Raw genomic sequence first — 24,937 nt, forward strand, 5'->3', positions numbered from 1 at the left:
TGACGTGGATGCCGCCAAATCCGCCCTGCGCGCCCGGATCCTCGCCGACCGTCGCGCCCTCGACCCCGCGGCCCTCACGGCGGCGGCCGACACGATCCGCGACCACGCCCTGACCGCCCTCGCCGCGCTTCCGGTGCAGGTCAGCGGACCGGCGCGCACCGTCGCCCTCTACGTCTCGACCGGCACCGAGCCCGGGACCCGGCCCCTGCTGGAGGCCCTGCGAACCGCCGGCACGCGCGTCCTGCTCCCGGCTCTGCGGGCCGACCTCGACCTGGACTGGGGCGCCTACGCCGGCCCGGACGCCCTCGTCCCCGGCCCGCGGGGCACCGTCGAGCCGGCCGGGCCGAACACCGCCGCCCTCGCCGAGGCGGACGTCGTCCTCGTCCCCGGCCTCGCCGCCGACCGGGCCGGGCACCGACTCGGTCGCGGCGGCGGCTCCTACGACCGCGCGCTGCGCGCCGCGCACCCGGCGGCGCGGGTCGCCGTCGTCCTGCACGCCGGGGAGCTGCTCGAGTCCGTGCCGGCCGCGGCGCACGATGCGCCCGTCGACGCCGTCCTCACCCCCGCGGGCTGGACCCGCGTCGGCGCGACCGGGGAGGCGCCGTGATCCTCGGCGCCGGCGGCGGGGGCGAGGGCGCCCTGACCCTGGACGAACTCAACATCGGCCTGCTCCTCGGGTCGTCGGTGCTAATCGTGGCGATCGTCGCGATCCGGCTCGCGAGCCGGACGTCGCTGCCGAGCCTCCTGCTCTACCTCGGCCTGGGCGTCCTGCTCGGGCAGGACGTCATCGGCATCGAGTTCAGCGACGACGTCCTCACCCGGACCCTCGGCTACGCCGCCCTCGTGATCATCCTGGCCGAGGGCGGCATCACGACGAACTGGTCGACCATGCGGCCGGTCGTGCCGGCCGCCGCGTTGCTGGCGACGATCGGCGTCGGCGTGTCCGTGATGATCACCGGGACGGCCGCGCACTACCTGCTCGACCTGAACTGGCAGGTCTCGTTCCTGCTCGCCGCGATCGTGTCCTCGACCGACGCGGCGGCGGTCTTCTCCGTGCTGCGCCTGCTGACCGTGCGCCCGAAACTCGTGGGCCTGCTCGAGGCCGAGTCCGGGTTCAACGACGCCCCGGTCGTCATCCTCACCGTGGCGCTGTCGACGACCGACGCGTTCGGGGCGGGCGATTTGCCCAGCCTGCTCGGGCTGCTGGTCTACGAGCTCAGCGTCGGCCTCGTCGTCGGGGTCGTCGTCGGGTTCGTCGGCGCGGCGGGCGTGCGCCGGCTCGCCCTGCCCTCCTCGGGTCTGTACCCGATCGCGGTGCTCGCGCTGGCGGTGCTCGCCTACAGCGGGGCCTCGATGATCCACGCCAGCGGCTTCCTCGCGGTCTACATCGCGGCCGTGATCCTCGGGAACTCGCGGTTGCCGCACCGGCCCGCGACGCGCGGCTTCGTCGAGGGTCTCGCCTGGCTGGCGCAGATCGGGCTGTTCGTCCTGCTCGGCCTGCTGGTCTCCCCCGACGAACTCGGCTCGGACGTGCTGCCCGCGATCGCGGTCGGGTTCGTGCTGCTGTTCGTCGCCCGGCCGGCCGCGGTGTTCGCCTCGACGGTCTGGTTCCGGATGCCGTGGGCGGAACAGGCCTTCCTGTCCTGGGCCGGCCTGCGCGGGGCGGTGCCGATCGTCATCGCGACGATCCCGGTCGTCGAGGGCGTGCCGGACAACGAGCGGCTGTTCAACATCGTCTTCGTCCTCGCCGTCATCTACACCCTGCTGCAGGGGCCGACGCTGCCGCTGGCTGCCCGGCGGCTCGGGGTGGTGGCCGAGGCCGAACCCGTCGACCTGGACCTGGAGGCCGCGCCGCTCGAGCGCCTGGGCGCCCAGGTCCTCCAGATGCGGGTGCCGCCGGAGTCGAAGATGCACGGCGTCGAGGTGTTCGAGCTCCGGCTGCCGCAGGGGGCGAGCGTGTCGCTCATCGTGCGGGGCGGCCAGTCGCTGGTCCCGGGCGGGACGACCCGGATCCAGCGGGGCGACGAGCTGCTCGTCGTCACCCCGACGGCGATCCGCCGAGCCACCGAGGAGCGCCTGCGGGCGGTGAGTGAGCACGGTCGCCTGGCCGGCTGGGTGGACCAGAACCGCCCCTAGCGTGCACAATTAGCAGTCTCAGCCGGAGAGTGCCAGGAGGAACGTCGGTGCCGACCTACCAGTACGCGTGCACGGAGTGCGGGCACGAGTTCGAGGCCGTGCAGAAGTTCAGCGACAGCGCCCTGACCGAGTGCCCGAACTGCACCGGCAAGCTCCGCAAGGTCTTCTCCGCGGTGGGCGTCGTCTTCAAGGGCTCGGGCTTCTACCGGACCGACTCCCGCTCCTCGAACGGCTCGTCCTCGTCCTCGTCGACGTCGTCGTCGAGCTCCTCGGACAGCTCGTCCAGCTCGTCCAGCTCGTCCAGCGACTCCACGAGCTCGTCCGCGGCCGGCTCGTCGTCCCCGAAGAGCGAGTCCGCGGCCTGACCCTGGCTCGTCGGCCTGTGGACAACTCGGGGGTCTGACCTCCGGGCGGGGCTAATCTCCTCGCCCATGACCGACACGAGCATTCCCTCCGACGTCCGCGCCGACATCGGCGTCATCGGCGGGTCGGGGCTGTACGAGTTCCTCGACGAAGCCGTTGCCGTCGACGTCTCGACCCCGTACGGGCCGCCGAGCGACCCGCTCGTCATCGGCGAGATCGCGGGACGCCGGGTGGCCTTCCTGCCCCGGCACGGCGCGGACCACCGGTGGCTCCCGCACCGCATTCCCTACCGGGCGAACCTCTGGGCGCTGCGGGCGGTCGGGGTGCGGCAGGTGCTGGCACCGGCGGCGGTGGGGTCGCTGACGCACGAGCTGCCGATCGGGGCGCTCGTCGTGCCCGACCAGGTGCTCGACCGGACCTCGGGCCGCGACCGGACCTACTTCGACGGGCCGCCCGCCGGGGTCGTGCACGTCGGGTTCGCGGATCCGTACTGCCCGGCCGGGCGCGCGGCCGCGCTCAAGGCCTCGGCGGCGTCGGGCTGGCCGGCCGCCGACGGCGCGACGCTCGTCGTGATCGACGGCCCGCGGTTCTCCAGCCGCGCCGAGTCGCAGTGGTACGCCGCCGCCGGCGCGCGGATCATCGGGATGACCGGGATGCCCGAGGCAGCACTCGCTCGAGAGCTCGCGCTCTGCTACACCCCGATGGCGTTGGTGACCGACCTCGACGCCGGGATCGAGACCGGCGAGGGCGTCACGATGGCCGAGGTCTTCGCCGTGTTCAAGGAGAACGTCGGCCGCCTGCGGACGGTGCTGATGGACGTCGTCGCCGCGCTGCCGACCGAGCGCACCTGCGCGTGCGGGTCCGCGCTCGACGGGCTGAACCTCGGGATCGAGCTGCCGTGAGGTCGCCCGGTGGGAGGTCCGCGCGGTCGGCGGGCGGGGGACCACTGACGTCGACGCCGCGGATGCTGCTCGCGCGGTACCGGGGTGTGCTCGCCGGCTCGTGCGCCGGGGTGGCGGTGCTCGCGGCGCTGCCGGTGCTGGCGCCCGGGCCCGATCCGACGGTGCCGGTGCTGGTGGCGGCACGGGACCTGCGCTGGGGCGTCCCGCTCGGCGCGGACGACATCGTCGTCGCGGCGTTGCCGGCGGACGCGGTGCCCGACGGGGCGCTGACCGAGGCGTCCGCGGCGCGCGGGCGGCTGCTCACCTCACCGGTGCGGCGGGGCGAGGCGATCACCGACGTCCGGCTCGTGGGGCCGGCGACGGTGGAGCCGGGACTGCTCGCGGTCGGCGTGCGGATCGCGGACGCCGGCATGGCCGCGGTGCTGCGCGCCGGCGCGGTGGTGGACGTGCTCGCGGCCGCACGCGACGAGGGCTTCGACCGCCCGGTCGGACTGGGCACGGCCGAGGTCGTGGCCAGCGGAGTGCGCGTGCTCGCCGTGCCGAACGCGCGCCGTACGAGCCTTGACGGCGCTCTCGTTCTCGTCGCCGCGAGTGAGGCGCAGGCCTCACGATTGGCGGCCGCCGGCGCGACGCGTCACCTTTCCGTGGCGCTCCGTACCGATAGCGTGGGGTCGCCCTGACGGGCCGACAGATTCCCCTCTAGTCGCTGGGAGCAGCTGTGATCAAGGGTTTTCGTGACTTCCTGATGCGCGGAAACGTCGTCGACCTCGCCGTCGCTGTCGTCATCGGCACCGCGTTCACCGCGCTCGTGACCGCGTTCACCAAGTCGTTCATCGACCCGATCATCAAGGTCGTGATGGGTGGTGGTGTCACCGGCGGCACGGTCAAGCTCGACGACGAGAACCGACTGCTCTTCGGCGACTTCACGAACGCGCTGATCACGTTCGTCATCACGGCGGCCGTCGTCTACTTCATCTTCGTGCTGCCGTTGAAGACGCTGAACGAGAAGCGTCAGCGCGGCGAGGTCGCCGAGCCGGAGCCGGCCGCGATCCCGGACGACGTCCTGTTGCTGCAGGAGATCCGCGACCTGCTCGCGAACCGCGCTCCCGGGTCGGGTTCGATCCGCTAGCTGTACTCCCCGGCGCTACGCGGTCGCCGGCGCCTGGCCCTCGGCGGAGTCCGCCGTGGGCCGCTCGGCGGCGCGGGTGCGCTGGGTGAGGTGCCGGGACTCGATGTCGGCGAGGAAGAAGACGAGCGCCAGCATCAGGAACGGCATGACGACGGCGAAGGCGACGCTCACGAGGCGACCGCCGGAGCCTCGGCACCGCGGCCGGCCGGAACGGCGGCGCGGCCCTTGCCGCGCAGGGCGGCCTCGACGTCGGTGTAGCACGGCAGCGACGTGCACAGGCCGGTGATCTCCAGCAGGCGGCGCACGATCGGCGACGGGCCGGCCATCCGCATCCACGTGCCGACCGCGATCGAGCGACGGCCGAGGTTGGCCATCGTGCGCAGGCAGGCGAGGTCGCAGAAGGTGACCTCGGAACAGTCGAGAACGATGCCCGTGGGGCGCGCACGCAGCACGTCGAGCAGCTGGGTGTGCAGGGTGGCGGCGCGGCTCAGGTCGTAGTCGCCGGACAGCGCCACGACGACCACACCACCAGCGCGGCGGACCGCGAAGTTGGCGTCCACGGCTCCTCATTTCTTGGCGGGTACTGGCGGGCAAGGAGCAAGACAGGTCTTCATGATGTGGCGACACGCCGACGCGGGTTCGGGCTTTCTCATCGCCTTGGACGGCACTTTGCACGGCGTGACGGACGCCGGAACCAAAGCGGACAATCCCGGCATTGACGGTCACTGAGCGCGACGAGGCAAGCGCGACCGGTGCTCGCTAGCGCGGAAGTTCCACGGTCGTGGTGACCCGCACGAGCGCGGGGGCCGGCGGGACCGACCCGAAGCCGAACCGGACCGGCGGGTCGATCGACGCGAGCGGCCCGAGGTCGGTGCCGTCGAGCCAGGCGACCACGGCGGTGATCGGGCGCAGGTCCTGGGCGCCGTAGTACTCCCGGCGGCCGTGGCCGGCGCTGCCGACGGTCCGGACGCCGGGCAGCAGCCACCGGGCCGGGCGGTCGATCGCGGAAATCCAGGCCGGGCGCCGGGCCAGCGGGGGCGGGACGGCGCGGAGCAGGTAGCCGAGCGGCGGCCGGCGGCCGATCTCGAACGCCACGTTCAACGGCCCGGCGGTCAGGGCCCACTCGACGCGGGTCCGGGTGACCCCGACGTGGGCGATCTCGACGGCGTCGAAGGTGTAGGTCGCGGCGACGAAGTCCGCGACCTCCCGCCGCGGGGCGAGCAGGCGACGGTGGCCGGAGGCGTCCTCGATCATGACGTCGGTGAAGCCGCCGAACGGGCTGCGGGGCCAGCGGCCGATGACCAGCCGCGTCCCCGAGGCGGTCCCGAGGCCGGCGATCCAGCCGTCGAAGACCAGCCGCTGGTGACGGGGCATCAGTCAGTCCGGTCAGCGGCGCTGCGCTCGCTCGTGCGGCGGGTCCGCGCGCGGACGTGCATCCGCTCGCCCTCGCGGCCGAACAGGCTGAGAATCTCGGCGGGGCCGGCGCCGGCGCTGCCGAACCAGTGCGGGACGCGGCAGTCGAACTCGGCCACCTCGCCGGTGGTGAGCACCAGGTCCTGGTCGCCGAGGAGCAGGCGCACCTTGCCGGACAGCACGTACATCCACTCGTGGCCGTCGTGGGTGCGCAACTCCCCCGGCTTCGACTGGCCGGCGGGGATGATCATCTTCCAGGCCTGCATCGAGCCGGGCATCCGCGTCAGCGGGATGACGGTGCGGCCGTGCGCCTTCAACGGCTTCATGCGCAGGCGCGGGTCGCCGACCTCGGGGGCGCCGACGAGGTCGTCGAGCGGGACGCCGTAGGCCGAGGCAAGCGGGAGCAGCAGCTCGAGGCTGGGCTTGCGCTGGCCGGACTCCAGCCGGGACAGGGTGCTCTTGGATATCCCCGTGGTCGCCTCGAGGCTGGTGAGGGTGATCCCCCGCTGGGTGCGCAGCAGCTTCAACCGGGTGCCGACCTGCTCGAGGGCGGTCGCGATCGCCGAGTTCGGGTCGGTCATGGCGTCATTGTTCCCCGGCGGACGCTTCCCGGAAACAGCAACAAAAGTTGTCGGGGCCGGGACGGCGGAGGCACCGTCAGATCATGAGCGAATACGACGTGGTGATCATCGGTGGCGGGGCGGCCGGGCTGTCGGCGGCACTGACGTTGGGGCGGGCGCGACGACGCGTCCTCGTCGTGGACGGTGGAGCGCCGCGGAACGCGCCGGCCGCGCACATGTACGGGTTCCTGTCGCGGGACGGCCAGTCCCCCGCGCAGCTGCTGGAGCTCGGACGCGCGGAGGTGAAGTCCTACGGCGGGGAGATCACGACCGCCGTGGTCACCGGCATCGAGCGCGCCGGGACGCGGTTCCGGGTGGCGCTGGAGGGCGACCGCTCCGTGTCGGGCCGGCGGCTGCTGGTGGCGACGGGGCTGCGCGACGTCCTGCCCGAGATCCCGGGGCTGGCGGAGCGGTGGGCGCGTGACGTCCTGCACTGCCCCTACTGCCACGGGTACGAGGTGCGGGACCAGCGGCTCGGCGTGCTCGGTGGCGGACCCATGACCGCGCACTACACGCAGCTCATCCGGCAGTGGTCGGACGACGTGGTGCTGTTCGCGCCGGTCGGGTCGGTGCCGGCGACCGACGCCGCGGGGTACGCGGCGCGCGGGATCGAGGTCGTCGAGGGCGCGGTGACGCGGACCGTCGTCACGGACGACCGGTTGGTGGGGCTGGAGGTCGGCGCTTTGGATTCCGGGAGCCGTGTGGTCCCGGTCGACGCGGTGTTCGCCGCGCCCCGGTTCGAGCCGAACGACGGCTTGCTCCGGGCGCTGGGCTGCGAGATCGACGCGGACGGGTGGGTCGTTTCCGACGCGACCGGGCAGACGACGGTGCCGGGCGTCTGGGTCGCGGGCAACGTTGCGAACCCGCGGGCGCAGGTGATCGTGGCCGCGGGTGAGGGCGTCGCGGCGGCGGCAATGCTGAACGCGGACCTGGTGGCGGAGGAGGTCGCGGACGCGGTGGCGGCTTGAGTCGTCGCTGATCGGGGGAAGGATGGGCGCATGGCGATCTCGCAGCCCCAGCTGGACTTCCTCACCGCGCACCGGATGGGCGTGCTCGTCACGCTGAAGCGGGACGGCCGTCCGCAGCTGTCGAACATCATCTACCGCTACGACGCCGAGTCCGGGCGGGTGCAGATCTCCGTCACCGCGGACCGGGCGAAGACCCGCAACGCCGAGCGCGACCCGCGGGTGAGCCTGCACGTCGCGTCGAAGGACTTCTGGTCGTGGGTCGTGGTGGAGGGTGAGGCCGCGCTGACCCCGGTCGCGGCGGCGCCGGACGACGCGACCGTCGAGGCCCTGGTCGCGCTCTACCGCGGGCTGTCCGGCGAGCACCCGGACTGGGACGAGTACCGCGCGGTCATGGTCTCCGAGCGGCGGCAGGTCCTGGAGTTCACGATCACCCACGCGTACGGGCAGTTGCCTGGCTAGCTGCTCCCCCGTCACGTCGGCGGCGGCGAACGTTTCCGGCTCCTCCTGCGTCCCTGTCCTGACGCCGGGTGCCGCCGGCGCGTCCCGCCCGCCGTTCAGGGAGCCGAGATGTCCATTTCGTTCCGCCGCGCGTCGCTCAGTGCGGCCGCTGCCGTCGTCGTCGCCGCCGTCGCCGCCGGGGCGGTCGTGTCCGGGAGCTCCGGGTCGGTCGCCGCAACCGGTGGGGAGCCGGACGCGCGGGCCGTCACCGTCTCGGGCTCCGGGTACGCGAGCGGGACGCCGGACATCGTGCGGCTCGACCTCGGGGTGCAGCGGTCGGGGCCGGACGTCAACGCCGCCCTCGACACGGCGAACTCCGACATCCGGCGCATCAAGGAGGTTCTCGCCCGGCATGGGGTGTCCGGCGACGACATGCAGACCTCGCAGCTCTCGATCAACCAGCACTACGGCCCGATCGAGCCGTACGGGGACTCGAAGCCGATGCCGGCGCCGATGGGCGACGCGCCCGCGGTGGCCGCCGACCCGGCGGCGCCGGCTCCCTCGATTGCGGTGCCGGAGTCCGGCCGGTCGGTGATGCCGGTACCGCCCGCGCCGAACGGGTTCGAGGTGCACCAGTCGCTGTCGGTGAAGCTGCGCAACCTGGAGACCGCCGGGAAGGTCATCTCCGAGGCGGCGGCCGCGGGCGGGAACGCGACGCGCATCAACGGGGTGTGGTTCGAGTTCTCCGACACCGAGAAGCTGACGAAGGACGCGCGGGACGAGGCGTTCGCGGCGGCGAAGGAAAAGGCCGAACAGTACGCGCGGCTCGCGGGCGGGAGCCTCGGCCGGGTCGTGTCGGTGAGCGAGGGCTCCGAGGGCGGCGGCGGGTTCCCGTACCCGGCGGCGGCGCGGGACGCGGGCACCGCGTCGTCGGTGCCGCTGGCGCCGGGCAGCCAGCAGGTGGGCGTGACGACCACGGTGGTGTGGGAACTGAGCTGAGCTACCGTCGAGGCGTGGGGACGGATCTGCGCAGCCGCGTCGGCGGCCTGATCTTCGCGCGCGTGGCCGGGCCGGAGGGCCCGGCCCGCCGCGAGCGGATCCTCGGCACGCCCGGGCCGCGCTGGTTCGCCGAGGACCGGCCGATCCGGCGGGTGCACGGCGATGCCGCGATGTTCGTCGGTGGGTTGCGGGCGCTGCTGCTGCAGTCGCTGCACCCGCTGGCGATGGCCGGCGTGGCCGGACACTCGGGCTACCGCGGTGACCCGTGGGGCCGGCTGCACCGGACGAGCGCGTTTCTCGCGACGACGACGTTCGGCGCGGCCGAGGACGCGCAGGCCGCGGTGGACCAGGTGCGGTCGATCCACGAGCGGGTGCGCGGCACCGCGCCGGACGGCCGGCCCTACGCGGCGAGCGACCCGCACCTGCTGCAGTGGGTGCACGTCGCGGAGATCGACAGCTTCCTGACGGCCCATCAGCGCTTCGGGTCGCAGCCGCTGTCGGCGGCGGAGGCCGACGATTACGTCGCGGACGCGGCCCACATCGCGCGCAAGCTCGGGGCGCCGGCGCCGCCGGAGACGGTGGCCGAGCTGACGGCCTGCCTGGAGTCGTACCGGGCGGAGCTGACGGGGACGAAGGAGGCGCGGGACGCGGCGCGGTTCCTGCTCCTGACTCCCCCGCTGCCCCTCGTCGCCCGCCCCCCGTACGCGGTGCTGGCGGCGAACGCGGTCGCGCTGCTGCCCGGGTGGGCGAGCCGGGAACTGTGGCTGCCCCGGCTCCCGTTCGCGGAGGCCACGGCGGTGCCGCTGGGCGGTCACGCGCTGGTGCGCGGGATCCGCTGGGCGATGCGCTGAGCTGGGCTCGTCAGCGGGAGCGGGGAGTGCGAATGTCCGGATCGTCCCGATCCCGCGGTTCAACCGTGACGCTGCTCAACATCTGAGGCAGTTTCACGCTTTGCGGCCCGGGAATTCTCCGGGCATGGCATTTCTACTGTGGATCCTCGCGGTTCTCCTGGTGGTCGGCGGCGTGGTCAACCTGCTTCAGGGCCAGATCCTGTTCGGGGTGCTCCTCATCGTCGTTGGTCTCGCGATCGGCCCGGGTGGGTACTCGATCTTCCGGTCGCGCAGCAGCGCCAGCGTGTAACTGCACGTCCCCGTTCCGGACGGAACGGGACAGGATCAGACGAATCGTCAGGTAATCCGGCTGACCCCGGCACTCCGCCCGATTGCCGGGGTCCTTCTTTGGGCCCGGTGCCCCGATTTCCTTCAGGTTGGTCTGCGTCCGGCCGAGATTCAGGACGTGGCCACCCCACTCGGCGACGTGCGTGAACGCGGGCCCTTCAGCCAGCGCGGCCTCGTGCCGCGCATCGTCCCCTATGCGGTGGTTGCCTCGGCCGCGCTGTTCGTGGGTGCGTTCAACGTGCGGAGCGAGGATGCTTGGCTCTACGCCGGCGTCGCTCTGAGCTATCTGCTGCTGGTGCTGGGGGCGTTCCTGCTCCCGTGGGATCGGCTGCCGCGGTGGACGCAGTCACTCCTCGCCATGGCCACGCTGCCGTTGGTGGGGGTCCTGCGTGAGGCGACGGGGGACGCCCGGTCCCCGTTCACCGCCCTGATCTACCTGCCGCTGATGCTGTTCGCGATGCACGGGACCCGCCGTGAGGTGCAGGCGTGCATCGCCGGCATCGGCGTGGTGCTCGCCGCGCCCCTGATCGGGAGCGGGACCGCGTCGGAGTGGCAGCGCATGGCGCTGAACACCGCGATCGCGGGGTTCATCGGCCTGAACGTGAGTGCTGTGGTGGGTCGGCTGCGGGACAGCGCTCGCCAGTATGGGGAGACGGAAGCGCGCGCCCGCGAGGCGCGGGACCAGTTCGTCGGTCTCGTCGAGGCGGCGACGCAGTTCTCGATCATCGCGACCGATGCGAGCGGCGCGATCACGGTGTTCAACGAAGGCGCGGCGCGGATGCTGGCGTACGAGCCCGAGGACGTCATCGGGCGCGTCCCGACGTTCCTGCACGACCCCGAGGAGCTCGCGGCGCGGGCGGCGGAACTCGACGTCCCGGCGGGGTTCGAGGTGCTCGTGGCGGCGGCGCGGGTCGGTGAGGCGGACGTCCGCGACTGGACCTACGTGCGCAGCACGGGTGAGCGCATCACGGTGTCGGTGACGGTGTCGGCGGTGCGTGGGCCGGACGCGGTGCCGGTCGGGTTCATCGCGATCGCGTGCGACGTCACCGACGAGAGGCGCAACGAGACGAAGGTGCGCGAGCAGGCCCAGCGCGCCAGTCTGATCAACGAGCTGACGCACGCGATCCGGCAGGACCTGGACCCGGAGTCCGTGCAGCGCCGCGCGGTGACGTCGCTCGGCGATCGACTGGACGCGGACCGCGTCGTGATCCGGCTGGCGAGCGAGGACGACCCGGTCGGTGTGATCGCGCAGTCGTGGGTGCGCGAGGGTCTGCCCGCGCTGGTGAACTCGGTGGCGCCGCCGGCCGGCATCGCGCGGCTGTCGCGGCGGGCGCACGGGGACGACACTGCGCTGGTCGTCTTCGACGTCGAGGACGACGCGCGGCTGCGGCCGGGCGAGGCGGCCGAGCTCAGCGAGGGGTACGGGATCCGCGGGTACCTCGGGTGCCCGATGTGGGTGGGATCGCGGCTCGTGGGCTGGCTGGTCGTGAACACGACGCGGCCGCGGAACTGGACGGGCAACGAGGTGGCGATCGTGTCGGCGATCGCGCGGACCGTCGGGGCGGCGCTGCTGCAGGCGCAGACGTATCAGCAGGAGCTGGAGATCATCCGGCGGCTGCGGGAGCTCGACCAGGCGAAGTCGGACTTCGTCTCGTCGGTCTCGCACGAGCTGCGGACGCCGCTGACGAGCATCATCGGGTACCTCGAGATGCTGGTGGAGGGCGACGGCGGGCCGCTGACCGTCGAGCAGCTGCAGCTGGCCGAGGTGGTCGAGCGGAACTCGCGGCGGTTGCTGGCGCTGATCGAGGACCTTCTGACGCTCTCTCATATCGAGGCCGGGCGGACGGAACCCGTGGCGGAACCGGTGGACCTGGCGGCCGTCGTGGCCGACGTGCAGCGCACGGTGGTGCCGATCCTCGGGGCGCGGGAGCTCGAGGTCGTCGTCGACGTCCCGGAGGACATCGGGTCGGTGCTCGGCGATGCGGGTCAGCTGGAGCGCGTCCTGTTCAACCTGGTGACGAACGCGGTGAAGTTCACCCCCGACGGCGGCCGCGTGTCGATCGTGGGCGCCGCGGTCGACGGGCTGGCGCGGCTGAGTGTCTCCGACTCCGGGATCGGCATCCCGGAGGAGGAGCAGGAGCAGTTGTTCACGCGGTTCTTCCGGTCGTCGGCGGCGCGGGAGAACGCGATTCAGGGCACGGGTCTGGGCCTGGTGATCGTGAAGTCGATCGTCGAGGCCCACGGGGGGTCGATCTCGGTCGCGTCCCTGGTCGGGGTCGGGACCACCGTCACCGTCGAACTGCCGTTGCTGCCCGTCCCCGCCGACGTTGTTCTGGCCTGAGCGACATCCATCCCCAAGGAGAACTGACATGGCACGCCTGCTCGTCGTCGACGACGACCCCGACATCCTCGCCCTCGTCACTGCCCGGTGCCGCAACGCCGGCCACAAGGTGCTGACCGCGACCTCCGGGCAGCAGGCCCTCGAGGTCCTCGGCGAGACTCCCCCGGACGTCGCGATCCTCGACGTCGGGCTGCCGATGATGACCGGCTTCGAACTGCTCACCGAGCTCCGCAAGCGCGAGGGCATGACCGACCTTCCGGCCATCTTCCTCAGCGCCCGCGTCCAGCAGGAGAGCATCGACGCCGGCCGCGAGCTCGGGGCGACCTACCTGACCAAGCCGTTCGTCGCCTCCGCGTTGCTGACCGCCATCGACCGGGCGCTGCCCACCGACGACGGGGACGGCTGGTAGGCCGTCCGCGCGGTTACTCCAGCTCCTCGGTCAGGTCCTCCGCGGCCTGGCCGAGGCTTCCGCGGACCTGATGGGTCTTGTCCTTCGAGTCCTCGACCTTCTCCTCGACCGGATTCATCGATTCCTCGGCCTTGCGCTTCAGGTCGTCGATCTCGCCCATCCGTCCTCCCGGGTTGGCTGCCGTGGAGATAGGGCTTCCCGGGAGGCGGCGATCGAACCGGGTCGGGTCAGCGAACCGGGTCGAGGACCAGGACCGGGATCAGCCGGTCGGTCTTCTCCTGGTACTCCGCGTACGGCGGGTACGCCGCGACGGCGCGCTCCCACCACTGCGCGCGCTCCTCGCCGCTGACCTCGCGGGCACGGAAGGTCCCGGTCACCGTGCCGTCCTGCACCGTCACCTCGGGGTTCGCCTGCACGTTCGCGTACCAGGCCGGGTGCTCCGGCGCCCCGCCCTTGCTCGCCACCATCGCGTACCGGCCCTCGTGCTCGACCCGCATCAGCGGGACGTAGCGCTGCTTCCCGGTCTTCGCCCCCGTCGTCGTGATCAGGACGACCGGGCGGTCCATCACCGTCACCCCGTCGGTCGTCCCGGTCCGGAGGATCTGTTCCGTCTGGTCCCGGACCCACGGGGTCGGACTGAGTTCAGCTGACGTCGAATTGCTCATACCCGGAGAAACACGATCCCCCCACCCCCACATTCCCGCCGCTGCGGCGAGCCTCCACCCGCCCGTGGCAGGATTGGCCGTCCCCGCCCTCGTAGCTCAGGGGATAGAGCACCGCTCTCCTAAAGCGGGTGTCCGCAGTTCGAATCTGCGCGGGGGCACGCCAACTGACCTGCGGTTTTCCACTCCCGAAGTTCACCAAGCCAGGCCGCATGGCATGAAACGTGGCATGAACTGTCGTAACCTGCAGAGGTGGCAGTCGTCCGGGGGCGTGCGGAGGGGAGCATTGAGCTGCTTCCCTCTGGCCGGTATCGCGTGCGTGTCTACGCCGGCCGAGACGCCCTCACGGGTCGGCAGATGTACCTGCGGGCCACGGCCCGCACCAAGCCCGAGGCGAAGGCGGAACTGGCCCGGCTGCTCAACCAACTCCATGAGCGACGACAACCTCGCGCGGCGATCACCATGGCGCAGGCGATCGACCAATGGCTCGGAGTGGTCCGCCACGAGGCCAGCACCCGGGAGCGGAACGAGCAACTGATCCGGCTCTACATCCTGCCGACGCTCGGCAAGAAGCCGGTGCACAAGATCACCGCCGAAGGGCTGGAGATCCTGTACTCGCGCCTGCTGAAGTGCCGCTCGCTGTGCAGCGATCGCCCGAAGGCCGGTCACAAATGCGAGCCCCTGGCTCCCAACACCGTCCGCAAGGTGCACTTCATCATCCGCTCGGTGCTCGACCGCGCCGTGCGCTGGAAGTTCCTCTCCGTAAACGAAGCGGAGCTAGCGGAGCCCCCGGCGTTCTACCGGAACGAACCGGACCCCCCGTCGTCCGACGAGGCGCGGGCGCTGCTCGCCGAGGCATCCCGGGCCCCGGACTGGGCGCTCCTGCTGTTCCTGACCATGGTGCTGGGCTGGCGCCGCGGCGAGCTCTGCGCCCTTCGGTGGACCGACGTCAATCTGAACGACGGCTACATCACGATCGAACGCAGCCACTGGGGAAACGTCGAGAAGCGGACCAAGACCAACCAGACGCGACGGGTCGCGCTCGACCAGCACTCGCTCAACCAGCTCGTCGACCTGCGCGAGCGGCGGCAGGCGGCGTGCGCCGAATTGGGCGTCGAGTGGTCCCGCGGCTCCTTCGTCTTTTCCCGCGCCGCGGACGGCAGCACCCCGCTCACGCCCTCCAGCGTCACCCAGCGCTACCGCAAGCTCGCCACCAAACTGGGATTGCGTAGTACGCGTCTCCACTCCCTCCGTCACTACTCAGCGACCGAGCTCATCGCCGCGAACGTCGACGTCCGAACGGTCGCCGGCCGACTAGGGCACGGCAGTGGCGGGACGACGACCCTGCGGACCTACGCAGGGTGGAGTGCGGACGCCGACCGGCGAGCCGCGGAAACGATCGCAACGTTGATTCCGCGACCGGAGCCCGCGCTTCGACGGCCACAGTCACCGTACGAGCAACTCGCTGCCGACATCCGAAACTCGATCCTGTCCGGCGCACTACCGGCCGGCACTCAGCTACCGACCCTCGCCGAGTTGGCAGCCGAGCACAACATGGCGCCGAACACCGCGGCGCGGGCCATCGCGATGCTCAAGGACGAAGGATTGCTATCAGCCGAACGAGGTCGCCGCGCAGTGGTTCTTGAGCAGCCAGCGTCATCGGCGGGAAGCTGACGCTCCGTCAGTTCTGCCTGCGGCTCTAGGCTCGGGAACCTAGCCCGACCTCTGGGTTATGAGCCGTATTCTAGGGGGCCGATCGCAACCACATAGCGGTATGAGCGAACGCATTCGTGCAGGTCAGCGACGGTGAGCCCTCAGGGGGCTCACCGTGGTTCGCGAAGATTCGCGGCCGGACGTTGCCGGAGGACTGGCCGTAGCCACGAGCGGGCGGTCAGGATCGGCTGGTCCGTTCCGGTGGACACCGATTCCTCTGTGGTGCCTGCGAGCCTGTAGGTCAGCATGGTGGTGCAGGGCTGCCACGGGGACCGTGGAATGTTGCCTTCGAGCACGAGCGTCAGACTTTAGATTTTCCTCGCCCTGCCCGGGACGGACACCGTATTGGTCGGTTGCCGTTGGAGGTGGCGGTGTGGAAATCGTTCATCGGCGTTGCGCAGGGCTCGATGTGTCCAAACGCGACGCGAAGTGCTGTGTGCGGATCGCCGGCGGCGGCCGGGCCGGCACCAAATCAACGGTGAGCACGTGGGGCTCGGTCACTAATCAGGTACTGGCGCTGCGGGAGCACCTGATCGAGCAGAAGGTCACGCTGGTGGTGATGGAGGCAACCAGTGACTACTGGAAGCCGTTCTACTATCTGCTCGAGGACGCCGAGTTCGAGGTGATCCTGGTCAACGCCGGGCATGTGAAGAACCTGCCCGGGCGCAAGAGCGATGTCTCCGACGCCGCCTGGCTGGCCGAGCTCGGTGCGCACGGGCTGGTCCGGGCCTCTTTCGTTCCGCCGGAGCCGGTGCGTCAGTTGCGGGATCTGACCCGCACCCGCACTGCGATCACCCGGGAACGGACCCGGGAGATCCAGCGGCTGGAGAAGCTGCTCGAGGACGCCGGGATCAAGTTGTCCTCGGTTGCCTCCGACATCACCGGGATCTCGAGCCGAGCCATGCTCGAAGCGCTCATTGCCGGGGAGAGCGACCCGGGCGAGCTGGCCGACCTGGCCCGACGGCGACTGCGCTCGAAGATACCGGCCCTGACCGAGGCATTGACCGGGCACTTCAACGCCCACCACGGGTTCCTGGCCCGCCTGCACCTGGACCTGATCGATCAACACACCCGGGCCATCGATGAACTCACCGCCCGGATCGAGGTGGTGATCGAGCCCTTTCGCGGGGCCCGGGACCTGATCGTCACGATCCCGGGAATCAGCACCCTGGTCGCGGACGTGATCATCGCCGAGACCGGCGCGGACATGACCCGCTTCCCAACCGCCGGGCATCTGGCCTCCTGGGCCGGGACCTGCCCGGGCAGCAACGAATCAGCCGGGCGGATCAAATCCACCAAGACCCGCCCCGGCAACCCTTACCTCAAAGGCTCCCTCGGCGTCGCGGCGATGGCCGTCGCGCGCAGCAAGAACACCTACCTGTCGGTGAAGTACCGGCGCATCGCCGCCCGCCGCGGCCCGATGAAGGCCCTGGTCGCGATCGAGCACGCGATGCTCGTCGCAATCTGGAACATGCTCACCACCGACACGACCTACCAAGACCCCGGAGCCGACTACTACAGCCGGCTCAACCCCGACCGGGCCCGCAACCGCGCTCTGCACCAACTCCGCGAGCTCGGCTACGAGGTCACCCTCAACCCCCTGACCGAGGCCGGATGACCGTCAACCCAGGCGGGGGCCAAGAACGCGAATCTTCGCGTCAGAGGCGGTTTGAGTCCATCCTGGTCCGGACCCGTCCGCCGTCGTCCAGCAGCGCTGGTGCTGACAAATTGCTGACATCGGTGGGTCTTGGGGGCGGGGCTATGGGGTGGGTCAGGGAACGCGTTGGCCGCGATGGGAAGGCTCGCTACACCGCTGTGTACCGCGATGTGCGTGGCGCCGAGCGTTCTGCCGGGACCTTCCGGACCGAGAAGGAAGCCGTCCGCGCGTGGCACAAGGCTGAAGAAGGTCTTTCGGTCGGGAAGGTCGGCGATCCCAAGCGGAGCCGGCAGACGTTGGCCCACTACGTCGAGACTGAGTGGTTTCCGAATCACGTCATCGAACTGACGACGAGGGAGAACTACCGGTACCTGCTCAACAAGTACGTGCTCCCCGCCTTGGGCCACATCCGGATGGTGGAGCTGCTCCCCCATCACGTGCGCGAGTGGATCTCCGAGCTGCAGAGCGTCTATGGCGCGCGCCCACCGACGATTCGGGAGGCGAAAGTCGTCCTCGACGCGATCCTCACCACCGCGTTGAACGATCAGGTGGTCCTCATCCATGCCGGACGCGGCGTCAAGACCCCGCCCGTCGCCCGTAAGCCGCGACGCATCATCACCGTCGAGCAGTACGACGCCATTTACGCGGCCCTTCAAGACGACACCATGCGCCTCTTGGTGGAGACCAAGGTCGAGACCGGCCTGCGCTGGGGTGAGCTGACCGAGCTGAGGCCGCGCGACCTCGACCCGAAGACGCGAGTCCTCACCGTCTCCCGGGCAGTTGTGGAACTGAAGGCGAAGGATCGGCCTGACGGTGTGCGCTTCGTCGTGAAGGACTACCCCAAGGACAAGGAGTGGCGGCAGTTGTCCTTGACCGCGCGGCTGGTCGAACAGATCCAGTTGCACATCAAGCGCAACGCACTTGGTCCCGGGGACTTGTTGTTTCCCTGCCCCGCGCCTGCCGAGGCGCCGCGTCGGAGACCGGAACAGCTCCCTGACCCCGCGACGCTCGGACTCACACAACCCAACCGACTCGGTCGGCAGTACCGACATGGCACTCTCACGGCCTACCAGTCTGGGCCCTGCCGTTGCCGACCGTGCAAGGACGCTGTCGCCGCTTACCGCGCCGCCCGACGTGCCGCTGGGAAGGACGCGCCGCGCAGGCCTCGCGCCGCCCACACTGACGGACATATCCCCAACACCTGGTTCCGCAAGAACGTCTGGAACCCCACCGTGGCGCCCGCCGGGCTCGGGTTCCGCGTCACACCCCACGGCTTACGCCACGCCCACGCCTCCTGGCTCCTGGCCGGCGGAGCCGACCTGCAGGTCGTCAAGGAACGCCTCGGCCACGGCAGCATCGCCACCACCGGCAAATACCTCCACGCGCTGCCCGGCGCCGACCAAGCCGCACTCGATGCGCTGGACGCCTTCCGATCGCGGTCAGTTGCCGCTGCGGGACCCCAATGCAGAGATACCAACGGACGAGCTCGCCGACATGCGCGACCTGGTCGCGCGCCTAAGCAGGATGCTCGACGCCGGCGGGAAGATGCGTGGATGAGCGGAAACTGTGCGCCACAGAGGTCCGGACCCCGATTGCGGCGCGCCCGCGAGCGGAGCCCCGTTACAGTGTGCCGCCACGCTGCGCCGGGTTCACCAGACAACCGGCAGCTTTGTGACATGACGAGCGAGAATGCCGCCGACCTCGGCCGTCTCTCCGTCGGCCAGGCGGTAGTTGGGGATTCGGCGGAGGACCTCCTCGAGGACCACGCGCATCTCCAGGCGAGCCAGGCTGGCACCCAGACACCGATGGATACCGTCGCCGAAACCCAGGTGGCCGTTGTTCGGGCGGTCCACGACGAAGGTGTCCGCGTTTTCGAATCGGACCTCGTCGCGATTGGCGCTGCCCCAGGCGAGAACGACCTTGTCGCCCTCGGAGAGCTCGACACCGTTCAGCGTGACGTCGCGCTCGACGGTGCGGGCAATCCGCTGGATCGGTGAGCCGAGCCGCAGCGACTCCTCGACCGCCTTGTCGACCAGGCTGGGGTCCTCCACCAACCGACGCTGCAGGTCGGGGTATTCGATCATGTGGAGCAACAGCATGCTGATGCCGCCGACGCTGGTTTCGTGCCCCGCCATCAGCATGAAGAAGGCCAGACCCAGCACCGAGTCGTCGTCGATGCGCTCCCCGTCGATCTCGATGGTCAGCATCTTGGTCAGCATGTCATCGCGGGGCGCGGTCTTGCGGTCCTCGACAGCGAGCGCGAGGTAACACATCAGGTCGATGCTCATCTGCGCCGCGAGTTCCTCGTCCTCGATCTCGGCGGCATGGACGAGCGTCTCAGCCTGCCGGCGGAACTCCGCCCAGTCCTCCCGAGGGAGACCGAGGATCGCGGCGATGACGACGGGCGGGACGGGGCCGGCCAGTTCGGCCGACAGGTCGGCGCTTCCCTTGTCGATGAACCCATCGATGATCTCGGTGACCAACTCGCGGATCAGCGGTTCAAGCTTGGCCATTTCCTTCGCCGAGAACCACGGCTGCAACGCCTTGCGGTACTTGGTATGCAGCGGCGGGTCCAGCTCGATCGGCAGGAACGGCGTGGGATTGCCGACCGCGGGGACGTTGACGCCCTTGGCGGAGCAGTACACCTCGGGGTCCCGGGCGATCTGCTTGACGTCGTCGTACCGGCTCACCAGCCAGAAGCCGCCGAACTGCTCACTTCGGGAGACCGGGCACTCGGCCCGCAGCTTGGCGTAGGTGGGATATGGGTCGACGATGAATTCTGGGCTGCCCAGCTCGGGAGCCTCGATGGTTGCTTCGGTCGCCCCGCGCGGGTCTGGTGACACGTCGTCCTCCGAGTTGCTGATGGTGTGTCCGGGCAGCGTCATGCGTGAACTGCGATCGCTCGCTCCGGGCAGGTCGAGGCCGCGTCGAGCGCGGCCTTTTCCAGCTCAGCGGTGAGCTCGGGAACGAGCACGACCGCGCGCCCGTCGTCGTCGACGTCGAAAAGTTCCGGAGCGCCCAGGGCACAGATCGCGTGGCCCTCACAGCGCTGGTGGTCGACCGTGACCCGCGCCATCAGAGGGCCGCCGGGCCAGCAGTCAGGAGGGAACGAGAGACGACGAGGCGCTGGATGTTGCCCGTTCCCTCCCAAATGTCGAGGATCTTGGCATCCCGGTACCGCTTCTCGAACAGGTCGTCCTCGCTGTAACCGCTGGACCCCATGAGCTGTAGGCAGCGCAGGATCACCCGCTCTCCTATCGGGCCGGCGTACGCCTTCGCCATCGAGGAATCCGCGTTGTAGTCCAAGCCCTGGTCCATCCGCCAAGCGGCCCGGCGGATGACCAGCCGAGCCTCCTGCAGGGCGGCGTCCATGCGATCGAGTTCCTCGGTTATTGCCCGCCACCGGTGCGGGGCGAACGACGCACGCTCGGCGGCCAGCCGCTCACGCGTCTCGTCGAGCTGCGCCTGCCCGACGCCCACCGACACCGAGGTCGCCTGCGGGCGCGTCGTGCCCAGCGTGTGCAGCGCGGTCCGGAGCGCGGTCGGGTCAGCGGGGTCGCCCAGCAGGTTGGCAGCCGGGACGACGCAGTTGTCGAAATTCAGCTCCGAGGTCTGCATGTTGCGCATGCCGAGCTTTCGCTCGTTGGGCTTGACGACCGAAAAGCCCGGGGTGCCGGCATCGACGACGAACGCGCGGATTCCCTTGCCGCCCAGGGTCTTGTCGATGGTGGCGAACACCACCACGAAGTCCGCGATCGCACCCCCCGAGCAGAAGATCTTGGCCCCGTTGAGGATGTAGTTGTCGCCATCGCGGGTTGCAGTGGTCGCCACCGCCGCGGTGTCCGACCCCATGCCGGGCTCGGTCAGCGCGAAGCCCGTGTACTTGTAGACGCCCGCGGCCAACGGGGCGAACCAGCGCTCGACCTGTTCAGGCGTGCCGAGCAACCTCACGACCCGGCCCCCGATCCCTGTTCCGGGGATGATCGCCATCATGTACGCGTCGCCGTAGACGAACTGCTCCATGACTCCACAAGCGAGGACGTTGCTGCCCCGCCCGTCGTGCAGGATGTGCTCCTTGCGCCCGAGATCCTCCCCGACCAACGGACTGACGTCCAAGGGACAGGTGGACAACACCTTTTCGGTGGCCTCAGGGTTCGCGTGCGCCCGGTCCGCCTCCCGCGCGAAGGGCCGGCCTTCGGTCACGGCCCACTCGCGACAGCGCGCCAACAGATCCTGGCTCTCCTGAGACAGCGTCAGGTCCACAGCGACAACTCCTTCTGGGTCCAGATCGTCATGCGAGCAGCAACGGAGCGGCGAGCGGATCGAAGTCGATAGCGGCGAGCGTCGCCGCGTCGCGGTACCAGCGCTCGCACGGATGGTCCTCGAGGTATCCGTGACCGCCCAGGGTGTTCACGGCAACCCGCGTCGACTCGCAGGCGAGGCCGTAGGCGCGCGCCGCGACCCGGCCACTGCGCTGCTCGATGTCGATCGGGTCGGCCGACAGGGCGATCTGCTGCGTGGCGTCCCAGGCCGCGAGCCGGACGGCGTGCAGGTTCATCTCGATGTCCGCGAGCGGGAAGGACACCGCCTGATAATCCGCGATCGGGCGCCCGAACGCGCGACGTTCTGCGGCGTAACGCAGCGCATAGGCCAGCGCGGTACGTGCTGTGCCCAGCGCGACGGCCGCCCCGCCGAGCCGCGCCGACGCCACAGCGCGCGCGGTCGCCGCGACGTCGCCGCCCAGGTAGGCCCCGTGCGGCAGTGGCACGTCGTCGTAGACCACGACCCCGGTCGCGGCGGCCCGTAGTCCCAATCGCCCGGAATCGACGTCGTCGCGCTCGACGCGAGGTTGCGCACTCCGGCTGTCGAACGCGAAGGCTGCGAGGTCCCCGTCCTCGGTGCGTGCAATCAACACGGTGAGATCGGCTCCGCCCGGCCAGAGGACCCCGATCTTGCGTCCGGAAATGACCCAGCCGCCGTCGGCCCGGCGTGCGGTCGTCGTGTACTCCGACGGGTTACGGCCGAAGCCTTCGTGCAGGTGCAGGCTGAGACGCGGCGCGCGCGAACCGCCAATGCCGGTGAGTAGGTGCCGCTGATCCGCTCCCGAAGCCAACTGATCCAGCGAAGCCGCTGCACCAAGCGACCCGGCCAGAGCGAAGGCCAGGCCCGGATCGGCCGCGGCGCACTCCTCGAGCACCAAAAGGAGACTGACGGCGTCGGGAACCCCATCTCCACCGCGGTCGAGGGCACCGGGCGCGAGCAGCCCCATCGCGTGCATCTCGCCCAGGAGCGGTTCAGCCGAGTCGGGAGTGAGCTCGCCTCGGTCGAGCGCGGAACGCACGTCTCGCTCGGCGAACGCCTGCACGGTCTTGCGGAGTGCGTGCTGCTCCTCGGTCAGGCTCAGGTCGAACACGTGCGCTCCCGGCGGTATGGGCTCTCGGGTCGTGGCAGCCTCTCGGCCGCCCGATGCCAGGATTGTCCTGGACCGCCCCGGCGCAGAGGTGCGGCATTCCGAGTGCCGGAACCGCCCTGGCAGAAAGTCACCGGCGCCGTCAATCTCCTCGACATGGACATGCGCGGCGGCCTGCGGGTGCGCTCCAGCGGTGGAGTGTCGATCGAGGTCCACGACCTGGGCGGGCACGGCGAGCCGCTGTTGATCTGTCACGCCGTCGGGTTCTGCGGACGGGCGTACGAACCGTTGGCCTCCGAACTTTCTGAGTTGTTCCACGTGTGGGCGATGGACTTTCGGGGGCACGGGCTCTCGGACGTGCCGGCCGACGGGGATTTCAGCTGGGACCGGATGTCCGAGGACGCGAGGGCAGCAGTACTTGCCATCGCTCCCGAGGGCGTCAAGGTTTTCGGGCACTCGATGGGCGGCGCGGCTGCCCTGCTCGCGGAAGCACGCTGGCCAGGAACGGTGACCGCGGCATACGTCTACGAACCCGCGATCGTTCAGGCTGCCGTCCCCGCAGAGCTCGAGCGGATGATGGTCGAACGGACCCGGCGCCGTAGCGCAGCGTTCGCCTCGCGAGAGGAAGCCCGGGTCTATCTGGCGGCGCGGCCGCCCTACTCGAGCTGGCGCGGGGACTGCCTCGACGCTTTCGTGGAGCACGGCTTCGCTGATCGCCCGGACGGCAGCGTTGAACTGCGCTGCACCGCCGAACACGAGGCGCTGTGTTACGCCTCGCCGACCAGTTCCATCGCCGACGTGGCCGACGTGCGGATTCCGCTGGCCGTCGCGCTGGGACTGGGCCCGGACATCTTCAATGCCACGCCGGCGGCGCGGGCGTTGAGCGCCGCCATCCCGCCCGCGCGCCTGGTCGAACACGCAGAACTCAGCCATTTCGGCCCGTTCGAGGATCCGGTCGCCGTCGCGAAAGCGGCGCGAACGGCGCTGATCTGAGCCGGGACCCGACCGCGAGAGGAAGACCATGTCCGTGCACCGGCCTCCCACCCAGAGCGAGCTCGTCGTGCAAGCGCTGCGCCGGTTCCCCGACCGAGTGGCTTTCCGACAGGGCGGGAAATCCCTGAGTTATGCAGGACTCGCTGACGCGCTGGCCCGCTGGCTGACCGTCCTGCGCGAACACGGCATCGGTCCCGGTGGGCGGGTCGGCCTGCTGTCGCTGAACCGGCCGGAAGTCTGGCTGGCCCAGGTCGCGCCCGGGCTCCTCGACGCGAGTTACACCGCGCTGCACCCGGCCGGCTCGTTCTCCGACCACCTCTTTATTTGTGACGACGCCGAACTCACGGTGCTCATCGTCGACCCCGCTTTCGCGGATCGCGCGGCCGAGCTCGCCGCCAAGAGCGCGACCCTCACGCACGTCCTCACCCTCGGACCGAGCGACCTCGGATCGGACCTGCTGGTCCTCGCTGACCGGGCAGCCCCGTCGGTCCTGGAGCCATCGGCCGACCCCGAGAGCACCACGTGGCTGCTCTACACCGGCGGCACGACGGGCCTGCCGAAGGGCGTGCACCTGTCCCAGCGCGCGCTGGCAGCGCAGGCCCTCAACCTCGCGACCGGGTGGGATCTGCCCCGGGAGCGGCGCTACCTGTCCGTCGCACCGATCTCGCACGCCTCTGGACTGCCGATCCTTCCCACCCTGCTGGCTGGTGGGACGACGGTCCTGATGACCAAGTGGGATCCCGAGGAATGGCTCCGTACCGTGGCAGACGAGCGGGTCACCATGTCCTTCCTGGTCCCGACGATGATCTATTCCCTCCTTGACACCGAGGGCGTGGAAGCGGCCGATCGCAGCAGTCTGGAGGCCATCGTCTACGGCGCCTCGCCGATGTCCCCGGCGCGTCTCCGGGAGGGGATCGCGCGCCTTGGCGGCGTCTTCACGCAGATGTGGGGTCAGACCGAGTCGACCGGGACCGGTACCACGCTGTGGCGTTCGCAGCACGATGTGAGTGACACCCCCGAGGCCGCCGAACGGCTCACGTCCTGCGGCCAGGCCACCCCGGGAGTCACCATCGCCGTCCTGGACCCGGACGGGCAGCCGGTCGAGCCCGGCGAGATCGGGGAACTGTGCCTGCGCGGCCCGAGCGTGATGACGGGGTATCACAATCAGCCCGAGCTCACCGAGCAGGCCTTCGCCCACGGGTGGCTCCACACCGGTGACGTGGGGCGGGTGGATTCCGCTGGGTTCGCCTACATCGTCGACCGTCTGAAGGACCTCATCATCACCGGCGGCTACAACGTCTACCCCACCGAACTCGAGAAGGTCATCAGCGCCCACCCCGCGGTCGCGCAGTGTGCCGTGATCGGCGTCCCGGACACCAAGTGGGGAGAGGCAGTCAAAGCTGTGGTCGTCGTCCGGTCGGGCATGGCCGTGGGGCCGGAGACGCTGATCGACCTGGTCCGTCAGGAGAAGGGGTCCGTGCAGGCGCCGAAGTCCGTGGACTTCGTCGACGCCATCCCGGTCACCGGGGTCGGCAAGCCCGACAAGAAGACGCTGCGAGCCCGGTACTGGGCCGATCACGACCGCGCTGTGAACTGACCCGACCAC

General features: G+C 70.4%; 27 protein-coding genes, 1 tRNA gene and 1 pseudogene. 19 read left to right on the forward strand and 10 right to left on the reverse strand.

Going from position 1 to position 24,937, the window contains the following annotated elements; genetic code table 11:
• Window positions 1-4: 4 nt before the first annotated feature.
• The 6 genes from SPOPO_RS27435 to mscL all read left to right on the forward strand — a co-directional run bounded on the left by SPOPO_RS27435 (window position 5) and on the right by mscL (window position 4,530).
• Window positions 5-607 carry a 5-formyltetrahydrofolate cyclo-ligase gene (locus SPOPO_RS27435; protein ID WP_019873310.1) on the forward strand — a complete coding sequence of 201 codons (603 nt, stop codon included), beginning with the start codon at window positions 5-7 and terminating at the stop codon, window positions 605-607.
• The gene (locus SPOPO_RS0103080; RefSeq protein WP_019873311.1) at window positions 604-2,136 is read left to right on the forward strand and encodes a potassium/proton antiporter; all 1,533 of its coding nucleotides are present in this window, start codon (window positions 604-606) and stop codon (window positions 2,134-2,136) included. Before SPOPO_RS27435 ends, SPOPO_RS0103080 begins: the two co-directional genes overlap by 4 nt.
• Before the next feature lie 47 nt (window positions 2,137-2,183).
• Window positions 2,184-2,501: an FmdB family zinc ribbon protein gene (locus tag SPOPO_RS33530; RefSeq protein WP_084670862.1), complete on the forward strand. Its 318-nt coding sequence runs from the start codon at window positions 2,184-2,186 to the stop codon at window positions 2,499-2,501.
• 66 nt (window positions 2,502-2,567) lie between these two features.
• Window positions 2,568-3,401, forward strand: coding sequence for an S-methyl-5'-thioadenosine phosphorylase (locus tag SPOPO_RS0103095; RefSeq protein WP_019873314.1), 834 nt, complete (start codon window positions 2,568-2,570; stop codon window positions 3,399-3,401).
• Between the two features lie 62 nt (window positions 3,402-3,463).
• Window positions 3,464-4,081, forward strand: coding sequence for a Flp pilus assembly protein CpaB (gene cpaB / locus SPOPO_RS0103100; protein ID WP_019873315.1), 618 nt, complete (start codon window positions 3,464-3,466; stop codon window positions 4,079-4,081).
• 38 nt (window positions 4,082-4,119) lie between these two features.
• Window positions 4,120-4,530 (forward strand): large conductance mechanosensitive channel protein MscL, encoded by a 411-nt coding sequence (mscL, locus tag SPOPO_RS0103105; RefSeq protein ID WP_019873316.1) that lies wholly within the window; start codon window positions 4,120-4,122, stop codon window positions 4,528-4,530.
• A gap of 15 nt (window positions 4,531-4,545) precedes the next feature.
• Here the strand turns inward: mscL and SPOPO_RS34130 are convergent, their stop codons facing one another.
• From SPOPO_RS34130 to SPOPO_RS0103125, 4 genes are all read right to left on the reverse strand, one after another.
• On the reverse strand, window positions 4,546-4,701 hold the full coding sequence (locus tag SPOPO_RS34130) for a hypothetical protein (RefSeq protein WP_019873317.1): 156 nt from the start codon (window positions 4,699-4,701) through the stop codon (window positions 4,546-4,548).
• The gene (locus SPOPO_RS27440; RefSeq protein WP_019873318.1) at window positions 4,698-5,090 is read right to left on the reverse strand and encodes an STAS domain-containing protein; all 393 of its coding nucleotides are present in this window, start codon (window positions 5,088-5,090) and stop codon (window positions 4,698-4,700) included. The genes SPOPO_RS34130 and SPOPO_RS27440 overlap by 4 nt, the downstream gene beginning before the upstream one ends.
• Before the next feature lie 199 nt (window positions 5,091-5,289).
• Window positions 5,290-5,904 (reverse strand): hypothetical protein, encoded by a 615-nt coding sequence (locus SPOPO_RS0103120; RefSeq protein WP_019873319.1) that lies wholly within the window; start codon window positions 5,902-5,904, stop codon window positions 5,290-5,292.
• Window positions 5,904-6,524, reverse strand: a complete 621-nt coding sequence (locus SPOPO_RS0103125; protein WP_019873320.1) for a helix-turn-helix domain-containing protein — start codon at window positions 6,522-6,524, stop codon at window positions 5,904-5,906. Before SPOPO_RS0103125 ends, SPOPO_RS0103120 begins: the two co-directional genes overlap by 1 nt.
• A gap of 83 nt (window positions 6,525-6,607) precedes the next feature.
• Here SPOPO_RS0103125 and SPOPO_RS0103130 point away from each other — a divergent pair, with 83 nt between their 5' ends.
• From SPOPO_RS0103130 to SPOPO_RS0103160, 7 genes are all read left to right on the forward strand, one after another.
• Window positions 6,608-7,531 (forward strand): NAD(P)/FAD-dependent oxidoreductase, encoded by a 924-nt coding sequence (locus tag SPOPO_RS0103130; protein WP_019873321.1) that lies wholly within the window; start codon window positions 6,608-6,610, stop codon window positions 7,529-7,531.
• A gap of 30 nt (window positions 7,532-7,561) precedes the next feature.
• Window positions 7,562-7,990, forward strand: a complete 429-nt coding sequence (locus SPOPO_RS0103135; protein ID WP_019873322.1) for a PPOX class F420-dependent oxidoreductase — start codon at window positions 7,562-7,564, stop codon at window positions 7,988-7,990.
• 108 nt (window positions 7,991-8,098) lie between these two features.
• Entirely contained in the window at window positions 8,099-8,968 is an 870-nt protein-coding gene (locus SPOPO_RS32300) for an SIMPL domain-containing protein (RefSeq protein WP_019873323.1), read from the forward strand.
• Window positions 8,969-8,982: 14 nt separating this feature from the next.
• Window positions 8,983-9,819: an oxygenase MpaB family protein gene (locus SPOPO_RS0103145; protein ID WP_019873324.1), complete on the forward strand. Its 837-nt coding sequence runs from the start codon at window positions 8,983-8,985 to the stop codon at window positions 9,817-9,819.
• Between the two features lie 124 nt (window positions 9,820-9,943).
• Window positions 9,944-10,108, forward strand: a complete 165-nt coding sequence (locus SPOPO_RS34705) for a GPGG-motif small membrane protein (protein WP_019873325.1) — start codon at window positions 9,944-9,946, stop codon at window positions 10,106-10,108.
• 156 nt (window positions 10,109-10,264) lie between these two features.
• Complete coding sequence (locus tag SPOPO_RS32305) at window positions 10,265-12,487, forward strand: PAS domain-containing sensor histidine kinase (protein WP_019873326.1); 2,223 nt, start codon at window positions 10,265-10,267, stop codon at window positions 12,485-12,487.
• A gap of 28 nt (window positions 12,488-12,515) precedes the next feature.
• Complete coding sequence (locus SPOPO_RS0103160; RefSeq protein WP_019873327.1) at window positions 12,516-12,896, forward strand: response regulator; 381 nt, start codon at window positions 12,516-12,518, stop codon at window positions 12,894-12,896.
• A gap of 13 nt (window positions 12,897-12,909) precedes the next feature.
• Here SPOPO_RS0103160 and SPOPO_RS34135 read toward each other — a convergent pair whose 3' ends face one another.
• Both SPOPO_RS34135 and SPOPO_RS0103170 read right to left on the reverse strand, forming a co-directional pair.
• Window positions 12,910-13,056, reverse strand: a complete 147-nt coding sequence (locus SPOPO_RS34135; RefSeq protein ID WP_019873328.1) for a hypothetical protein — start codon at window positions 13,054-13,056, stop codon at window positions 12,910-12,912.
• Between the two features lie 67 nt (window positions 13,057-13,123).
• A complete protein-coding gene (locus SPOPO_RS0103170) occupies window positions 13,124-13,561 on the reverse strand; it encodes a nitroreductase family deazaflavin-dependent oxidoreductase (protein ID WP_019873329.1) in 438 nt (145 codons plus the stop codon).
• 85 nt (window positions 13,562-13,646) lie between these two features.
• Here SPOPO_RS0103170 and SPOPO_RS0103175 point away from each other — a divergent pair.
• From SPOPO_RS0103175 to SPOPO_RS36015, 4 genes and pseudogenes are all read left to right on the forward strand, one after another.
• Window positions 13,647-13,719: transfer RNA gene (locus SPOPO_RS0103175), tRNA-Arg, on the forward strand.
• 196 nt (window positions 13,720-13,915) lie between these two features.
• Window positions 13,916-15,232, forward strand: a complete 1,317-nt coding sequence (locus SPOPO_RS0103180; protein ID WP_156869520.1) for a tyrosine-type recombinase/integrase — start codon at window positions 13,916-13,918, stop codon at window positions 15,230-15,232.
• Window positions 15,233-15,644: 412 nt separating this feature from the next.
• A complete protein-coding gene (locus tag SPOPO_RS0103185; protein WP_028984480.1) occupies window positions 15,645-16,889 on the forward strand; it encodes an IS110 family RNA-guided transposase in 1,245 nt (414 codons plus the stop codon).
• A 143-nt stretch (window positions 16,890-17,032) separates the two neighbouring features.
• Window positions 17,033-18,253 (forward strand): annotated as a pseudogene (locus tag SPOPO_RS36015) (tyrosine-type recombinase/integrase); the annotation flags it as partial.
• Window positions 18,254-18,577: 324 nt separating this feature from the next.
• On the opposite strand, the gene SPOPO_RS35495 reads toward SPOPO_RS36015, so the two are convergent.
• From SPOPO_RS35495 to SPOPO_RS27455, 4 genes are all read right to left on the reverse strand, one after another.
• Window positions 18,578-19,573, reverse strand: coding sequence for a cytochrome P450 (locus SPOPO_RS35495; RefSeq protein WP_245541762.1), 996 nt, complete (start codon window positions 19,571-19,573; stop codon window positions 18,578-18,580).
• 236 nt (window positions 19,574-19,809) lie between these two features.
• Window positions 19,810-20,004 (reverse strand): ferredoxin, encoded by a 195-nt coding sequence (locus SPOPO_RS0103200; RefSeq protein WP_019873334.1) that lies wholly within the window; start codon window positions 20,002-20,004, stop codon window positions 19,810-19,812.
• On the reverse strand, window positions 20,004-21,191 hold the full coding sequence (locus SPOPO_RS0103205) for an acyl-CoA dehydrogenase family protein (RefSeq protein ID WP_019873335.1): 1,188 nt from the start codon (window positions 21,189-21,191) through the stop codon (window positions 20,004-20,006). The genes SPOPO_RS0103200 and SPOPO_RS0103205 overlap by 1 nt, the downstream gene beginning before the upstream one ends.
• Before the next feature lie 28 nt (window positions 21,192-21,219).
• Window positions 21,220-22,341, reverse strand: coding sequence for an acyl-CoA dehydrogenase family protein (locus SPOPO_RS27455; RefSeq protein ID WP_019873336.1), 1,122 nt, complete (start codon window positions 22,339-22,341; stop codon window positions 21,220-21,222).
• 102 nt (window positions 22,342-22,443) lie between these two features.
• On the opposite strand from SPOPO_RS27455, the gene SPOPO_RS0103215 reads away from it, so the two are divergent.
• Both SPOPO_RS0103215 and SPOPO_RS0103220 read left to right on the forward strand, forming a co-directional pair.
• The gene (locus SPOPO_RS0103215; protein WP_019873337.1) at window positions 22,444-23,331 is read left to right on the forward strand and encodes an alpha/beta fold hydrolase; all 888 of its coding nucleotides are present in this window, start codon (window positions 22,444-22,446) and stop codon (window positions 23,329-23,331) included.
• A gap of 28 nt (window positions 23,332-23,359) precedes the next feature.
• The gene (locus SPOPO_RS0103220; RefSeq protein ID WP_019873338.1) at window positions 23,360-24,928 is read left to right on the forward strand and encodes an AMP-binding protein; all 1,569 of its coding nucleotides are present in this window, start codon (window positions 23,360-23,362) and stop codon (window positions 24,926-24,928) included.
• Window positions 24,929-24,937 lie beyond the last annotated feature (9 nt).

The sequence above is a fragment of the Sporichthya polymorpha DSM 43042 genome (assembly GCF_000384115.1).
Lineage (GTDB): Bacteria > Actinomycetota > Actinomycetes > Sporichthyales > Sporichthyaceae > Sporichthya > Sporichthya polymorpha.

What these genes read in the sequence shown, in the direction of transcription:
- SPOPO_RS0103095 (WP_019873314.1), top strand. Translation starts at nt 2,568, where the DNA reads ATGACCGACACGAGCATTCCCTCCGACGTCCGCGCCGACATCGGCGTC.
- cpaB (WP_019873315.1), top strand. Translation starts at nt 3,464, where the DNA reads ATGCTGCTCGCGCGGTACCGGGGTGTGCTCGCCGGCTCGTGCGCCGGG.
- SPOPO_RS0103120 (WP_019873319.1), bottom strand. Translation starts at nt 5,904, where the DNA reads ATGCCCCGTCACCAGCGGCTGGTCTTCGACGGCTGGATCGCCGGCCTC.
- SPOPO_RS0103125 (WP_019873320.1), bottom strand. Translation starts at nt 6,524, where the DNA reads ATGACCGACCCGAACTCGGCGATCGCGACCGCCCTCGAGCAGGTCGGC.
- SPOPO_RS0103130 (WP_019873321.1), top strand. Translation starts at nt 6,608, where the DNA reads ATGAGCGAATACGACGTGGTGATCATCGGTGGCGGGGCGGCCGGGCTG.
- SPOPO_RS0103135 (WP_019873322.1), top strand. Translation starts at nt 7,562, where the DNA reads ATGGCGATCTCGCAGCCCCAGCTGGACTTCCTCACCGCGCACCGGATG.
- SPOPO_RS32300 (WP_019873323.1), top strand. Translation starts at nt 8,099, where the DNA reads ATGTCCATTTCGTTCCGCCGCGCGTCGCTCAGTGCGGCCGCTGCCGTC.
- SPOPO_RS34705 (WP_019873325.1), top strand. Translation starts at nt 9,944, where the DNA reads ATGGCATTTCTACTGTGGATCCTCGCGGTTCTCCTGGTGGTCGGCGGC.
- SPOPO_RS0103160 (WP_019873327.1), top strand. Translation starts at nt 12,516, where the DNA reads ATGGCACGCCTGCTCGTCGTCGACGACGACCCCGACATCCTCGCCCTC.
- SPOPO_RS34135 (WP_019873328.1), bottom strand. Translation starts at nt 13,056, where the DNA reads ATGGGCGAGATCGACGACCTGAAGCGCAAGGCCGAGGAATCGATGAAT.
- SPOPO_RS0103170 (WP_019873329.1), bottom strand. Translation starts at nt 13,561, where the DNA reads ATGAGCAATTCGACGTCAGCTGAACTCAGTCCGACCCCGTGGGTCCGG.
- SPOPO_RS0103180 (WP_156869520.1), top strand. Translation starts at nt 13,916, where the DNA reads ATGTACCTGCGGGCCACGGCCCGCACCAAGCCCGAGGCGAAGGCGGAA.
- SPOPO_RS0103200 (WP_019873334.1), bottom strand. Translation starts at nt 20,004, where the DNA reads ATGGCGCGGGTCACGGTCGACCACCAGCGCTGTGAGGGCCACGCGATC.
- SPOPO_RS0103220 (WP_019873338.1), top strand. Translation starts at nt 23,360, where the DNA reads ATGTCCGTGCACCGGCCTCCCACCCAGAGCGAGCTCGTCGTGCAAGCG.